The organism is Streptomyces lushanensis (assembly GCF_001700515.1).
GTDB lineage: Bacteria > Actinomycetota > Actinomycetes > Streptomycetales > Streptomycetaceae > Streptomyces > Streptomyces lushanensis.
This window is the reverse complement of record NZ_MAUD01000057.1, coordinates 1-4,808: the sequence shown is the minus strand read 5'-3', so window position 1 is coordinate 4,808 and position 4,808 is coordinate 1. Positions and strand designations below refer to the sequence as shown.

The 4,808-nt window shown below is 66.4% G+C and carries 6 protein-coding genes; 5 read left to right on the top strand and 1 reads right to left on the bottom strand.

Annotation, left to right across the window (positions count from 1 at the left end; all coding sequences use genetic code 11):
• The 5 genes from BFF77_RS32835 to BFF77_RS05060 all read left to right on the top strand — a co-directional run.
• A partial coding sequence (locus BFF77_RS32835; protein WP_245703252.1) for a DUF742 domain-containing protein occupies nucleotides 1-362 on the top strand: 362 nt, incomplete at its 5' end.
• The gene (locus BFF77_RS05075; protein WP_066944216.1) at nucleotides 337-927 is read left to right on the top strand and encodes a GTP-binding protein; all 591 of its coding nucleotides are present in this window, start codon (nucleotides 337-339) and stop codon (nucleotides 925-927) included. The genes BFF77_RS32835 and BFF77_RS05075, both read left to right, overlap by 26 nt.
• Before the next feature lie 9 nt (nucleotides 928-936).
• A complete protein-coding gene (locus BFF77_RS05070; RefSeq protein ID WP_066944214.1) occupies nucleotides 937-2,301 on the top strand; it encodes a cytochrome P450 in 1,365 nt (454 codons plus the stop codon).
• Between the two features lie 235 nt (nucleotides 2,302-2,536).
• Entirely contained in the window at nucleotides 2,537-3,658 is a 1,122-nt protein-coding gene (locus tag BFF77_RS05065) for a cytochrome P450 (RefSeq protein WP_245703250.1), read from the top strand.
• Between the two features lie 45 nt (nucleotides 3,659-3,703).
• Nucleotides 3,704-4,468, top strand: a complete 765-nt coding sequence (locus tag BFF77_RS05060; protein WP_066944210.1) for an enoyl-CoA hydratase/isomerase family protein — start codon at nucleotides 3,704-3,706, stop codon at nucleotides 4,466-4,468.
• Between the two features lie 17 nt (nucleotides 4,469-4,485).
• On the opposite strand, the gene BFF77_RS05055 is transcribed toward BFF77_RS05060, so the two are convergent.
• A partial coding sequence (locus BFF77_RS05055; protein WP_141698362.1) for an FCD domain-containing protein occupies nucleotides 4,486-4,808 on the bottom strand: 323 nt, incomplete at its 5' end.

Sequence of the window (4,808 nt, the reverse complement as noted above, 5' to 3'; positions counted from 1 at the left end):
CCGAGCTGGAACGAGAAGCAGCGCCCTTAGTTCGACCGTATGTCATCACCAACGGACGCAATCTGCTGGATGACGACGACTTCTCACTCATCACACTGGTCACCGTCGCCACCGAAGGCCCCAGAACGGGACATCTCGATCCTGAGAAGCACCGTCTGCTGGATCTGTGCGCCGGCGGTTATCTCTCGGTCGCCGAAATAGCAGGGCACACCAATCTGCCCGTCGGCGTCGTCAAAATTCTGCTGTCCGATCTCACGGAGCAGGGGTACCTCGTGACACGTGCCCCCATACCTCCCGCGAAGCTTGTCGAGCGGCACATACTCGAGGAGGTGCTGAATGGCCTTCAAGCCCGTTTTGGATGACGGCGTATATCTGCGCAATTCAGTGCAGACGGCGGCGAAGATCCTTGTCGTCGGCCACTTCGCCGTCGGCAAGACGACGTTCATCGGAACCATGTCCGAGATTCCGCCGCTGCGCACCGAAGAGGTGATGACGCAGGCGGGCGAGGGAGTGGACGATCTCCGGGGCACCCCGGGGAAGACCACGACGACCGTCGCCATGGACTTCGGCCGTCTCACCCTCAGCGAGAGACTCGTTCTCTACCTCTTCGGCACCCCTGGACAGCAGCGCTTCGTCCAGGTGTGGGAAGACATGTCCCGGGGAGCACTCGGGGCATTGGTGTTGGTGGACCCGAACCGCCTCGAAGAGTCCTTCGCGGTGATGGACCTGGTGGAGCACTACGGAATCCCGTACGCCATCGCGGTCAATCGCTTCGACGGCACACCGAGCCATACGGACGAGGAGATACGGGAGGCGCTCGACCTGCTCCCGGAGACGCCTCTCGTCAATTGTGACGCACGCGACCAGCGTTCGTCAGCGAATTCGCTCATTGTCCTTGTCCGTTATCTCCAGTCGCGCCTCAGCTAGGAGCTCGCCATGCAATCCCACTCGGAAAACCAGGCGCCACCACCGGGCTGCCCCGCCCACAACAGCGGCAAGAGCGTGCCCCTGCACGGACCCGACTTCGCCGCCGACCCCCAGGCGTTCTACGAGTATCTGCGGCAGCACGGTCCCGCGGCACCCGTCGAACTGGCTCCGGGTGTGGAGGCCTCACTCGTCACGGACTACGCCGCGGCGCTGCATGTGCTCCAGAACCCCGACACCTTCGCACGTGACGCGCGTCGCTGGCGCGCTCTCAACGAGGGCGAGATACCGCCGGACAGCCCCATCCTGCCGATGATGGCGTACCGGCCGAACTGTCTCTTCTCCGACGGCGCCGATCATCTGAGGCTCCGTCAGGCCGTGACGGAGTCGCTGGCCAAGATCGACACCCACCGGCTGAGCCGGCACACCGACCGTGTCGCCACGTATCTAATCGACCAGTTCAGCAGCCGTGGCAAGGCCGATCTGGTCAGCGACTACGCGCAGTTGGTTCCTCTGCTGGTCTTCAACGACCTCTTCGGCTGCCCGGCCGAGATCGGCGACCGGCTGGTCTTCGGCATCTCCAGTCTCTTCGACGGCGTGGACGCGGAGAAGGCGAACGAGGTCCTGACCGAGTCGCTGCTGGAGCTGGTCGCGCTGAAGCGGGCCAAGCCCGGCGACGACGTCACCTCCTGGCTGATGCAGCATCAGGCGCGGCTGACCGACGAGGAGATGATCCACCAGCTCGTCACGCTCATCGGCGCGGGCACCGAGCCCACGCAGAACATCATCGCGAGCGCGCTGCGGCTGCTGCTCTCCGACGACAAGTACGCCGGCGGACAGCACGCGGCCGGCCTGCTGGTCGAGGACGCCATCAACGACGTCCTGTGGAACAGCCCGCCGATAGCCAACTACGCCGTGCACTACCCCATGTACGACGTCGACCTGTCCGGGAGCAAGCTGGACGCCGGTGATCCCGTGGTCATCAGCTTCGCCGCGGCCAACACCGATCCGAGCCTGTCCGTGAGCCGTCAGACGCTCAGCAAGCGGGCCCATCTCGCCTGGGGCGCCGGGCCGCACGCCTGCCCGGCCAAGGATCCCGCCCTGCTGATCTCGGTCATGGCGATCGAGAAGCTGCTCAACAGCCTCCCGGACATCGAGCTGGGCGTCCACGCGAACAGCCTGTCCTGGCGGCCGGGCCCGATCCACCGCGCGCTCAACGCCCTGCCCGCCCGGTTCACTCCCGTACGCAGGGAGAAGAGGGCGTCCGCGCCCCAGCCGAGCACCTCCCGCACCCTCGGAAATGCCCCGGTCCAGCCGCAGCACGCGGCGCAGAAGGGTACCTGGTGGAGCGGATTCCTGTCCTGGTGGAAGGTGTGACATGCCCAACAATGGGGGACGATTTACCCTCGCATGAATGTTTAACCATAGGGGTAGACAGGGTTGGCGAATCTGATGTGATCTCTTGAAAGAAGGAGTCGCTGTGGAGCCATCCCTGGCCACCTCATCCGTCGACCGACGCTCTGTGGTTTCGCTGTTCTCCCGTCTGCGCACATCGACTGGCCAGTCAAATCCATTGCCTTTCTACAAAGAGCTCAGGGCAATGGGAAATATCATGCCCGCCCCTTGGGGCGGGCATCTGGTGACCTCCTACAAACTGTGTGACCAGGTACTGAGGGACCGGACGTGGCAGGTGCCGGGCAACGAGTGGCGTACTCGGCAGAAGGACGCCGCACGCTGGAGTGCACCTGCCTCGCTCCAGATGGGGAGCACGATGCCCATGCTCAACCCGCCGCATCACACCCGGATGCGGCGGTCGGTGGGCAGCATGTTCGACCGTAAATCCCTCGACGCCATGAGGAATTCGATCGACCGAATAACCGAGCGGCTCCTCGACCAGGTCCGGGAGGAGTTGCACGACGGTGAACCGGACTTCGTGGAGCTGGTGTGCGAAGAATTGCCCGTAATAACGATCGGTGAATGGCTCGGACTGCCGGCCGCGGATTATCCGCTGCTGCGTTCGCTCACACACGACCAGGTATTCACCCAGGAATTGTTCCCCTCCCCGAGCCAGCTCGCGCTGTCGGACGCGGCGACGGCCCAGCTGCGGGAGTACTTCAGCGAGCTGGTCCGGGAGCGCCGCAGGGCGCCCGGTGACGACAAGGTCTCGGTCTGGATGCGGACCTGGGACGAGCTGGAGCCCGACCAGGACGCCGCCGACGCCGCCGTCCACGCGCTCGCGCTCTTCGTGGTCCTGGCCGCGCTGGAGACCACCTCGCATCTGCTGGCCACGGCGGTGTGGCTGCTTCTGGAGCATCCCCGCCAGCTCGACTGGGTACGCACGCATCCCGAGCACATGCCGGGCGCGATCGAGGAGACCCTGCGCTACGACCCGCCGATCCACATGATCAGCCGGATCGCCGCGGACGACACCACACTGGCCGGGATGCCCGTGCAGCGCGGTGAGATGGTGCAGCTCATGGTCGGTGCCGCGCACCACGACCCGGACCAGCACACCGATCCCGACCTCTTCGACATCCGCCGCAGAGCCGCGCACCTCAGCTTCGGCGGTGGGGTCCACTACTGCCTCGGGGCACCGCTGGCCCGGCTGGAGGCGACGTCCCTGCTGACCACGCTGCTCAAGCGGATGCCCGCACTGCGTCTCGCCGACGGGCCGACATACGCGCCCCGGGTGGCCTTCCGACGCCTCAAGTCGTTCCGAGTGGCGACTTCCTGACGATCCGGCATCCATAAAGAAGCGGCACAAAACACAAGGAACAGCATGGTGGAAGACTTCAAGGCTCTTCACGTCCTGCACGAAGGGCCTGTCCTGAAAGTGCGGTTGAACAGTCCGGAGACGGGTAATGCCGTCTCCGGACCGCTTCTCGACGAACTCCTCGCCGTACTCGACACCGTTCACGGCGATCCCGCTGTCCGCGTGCTGATTCTCTCCGCCGCGGGAGACGACTTCTGTCTCGGCGGCGACCGCGGCGAGTTTCCCGGTCTGCTCGCCGCCCATTCCGGTGGCGCGGGCCTGCACTCCCTCGGCAACAAGGCCCGGCGGATGTGCGACGCCCTCGCGAGCGTCCACGCGGTGACCATAGCCCGGCTGCACGGTGGCGTGGTCGGGGCGGGGCTCGGGCTCGCGGTCTTCTGCGATCTGCGCGTCGGGGCGGACGACTGCCGCTTCAGAATGCCGGAGCTGGGTCTCGGAGTGCCTCCCGCCTGGGGCGGTGTGCTGTCACGGCTGCTCAGCGAGGCAGGAGCCGCCCGGGTCCGTGAACTGCTGCTGACGGCCGACAACTTCGACGCGGCCAGAGCCGCCGAACTGTCCATTCTCCACAAGGTCGTCCCCGCACAGGAGCTGGACCGGACCGTGGAGCGCTGGACCAAGCCGCTGCTCCGCAGATCGCCCGCGGCGCTGCGCACCACCAAGGCGATGCTGAACGCCTACGCGGGGGCCGGCCGTCTCGCCGACGCGACCTTCTTCGACGCGGAACTGCTGACGGCGGCGGTGTCGGCCGCCGAGGCCGCACGGCGCGGATGACACCTTCGCGGGCGCTCTCAGGGCCGGTTCCGGTCGGGCGCGCCGGCGAAGTGCCCCCGTACCAGTGACTGAACCACCGTCAGATTCCTTGTCTCCAGGGCGTCCAGGAGAGCCGAGTGCTCCGCCGCGTCGGCGATCAGATCGGCGCGGCGCACCGCCGGAGCGCTGACCAGGGGCCACTGGGAGCGGCGGTGCAGATCGTCCGCGACGTCGACCAGCTGGTCGTTGCCGCACAGCGAGAGCAGCGCGCGGTGAAAGGCACGGTCGATCTCCGCGTACGCCGGCAGGTCCCCGCTGGCGGCGGCCGTGACCGTCGCCTCCGCCAGCGGACGTAGTTCCG

Excerpts from the sequence above, each read along its gene's own strand:
- BFF77_RS05060 (WP_066944210.1), top strand. The coding sequence starts at position 3,704 with ATGGTGGAAGACTTCAAGGCTCTTCACGTCCTGCACGAAGGGCCTGTC.
- BFF77_RS05065 (WP_245703250.1), top strand. The coding sequence starts at position 2,537 with ATGCCCGCCCCTTGGGGCGGGCATCTGGTGACCTCCTACAAACTGTGT.
- BFF77_RS05075 (WP_066944216.1), top strand. The coding sequence starts at position 337 with ATGGCCTTCAAGCCCGTTTTGGATGACGGCGTATATCTGCGCAATTCA.
- BFF77_RS05070 (WP_066944214.1), top strand. The coding sequence starts at position 937 with ATGCAATCCCACTCGGAAAACCAGGCGCCACCACCGGGCTGCCCCGCC.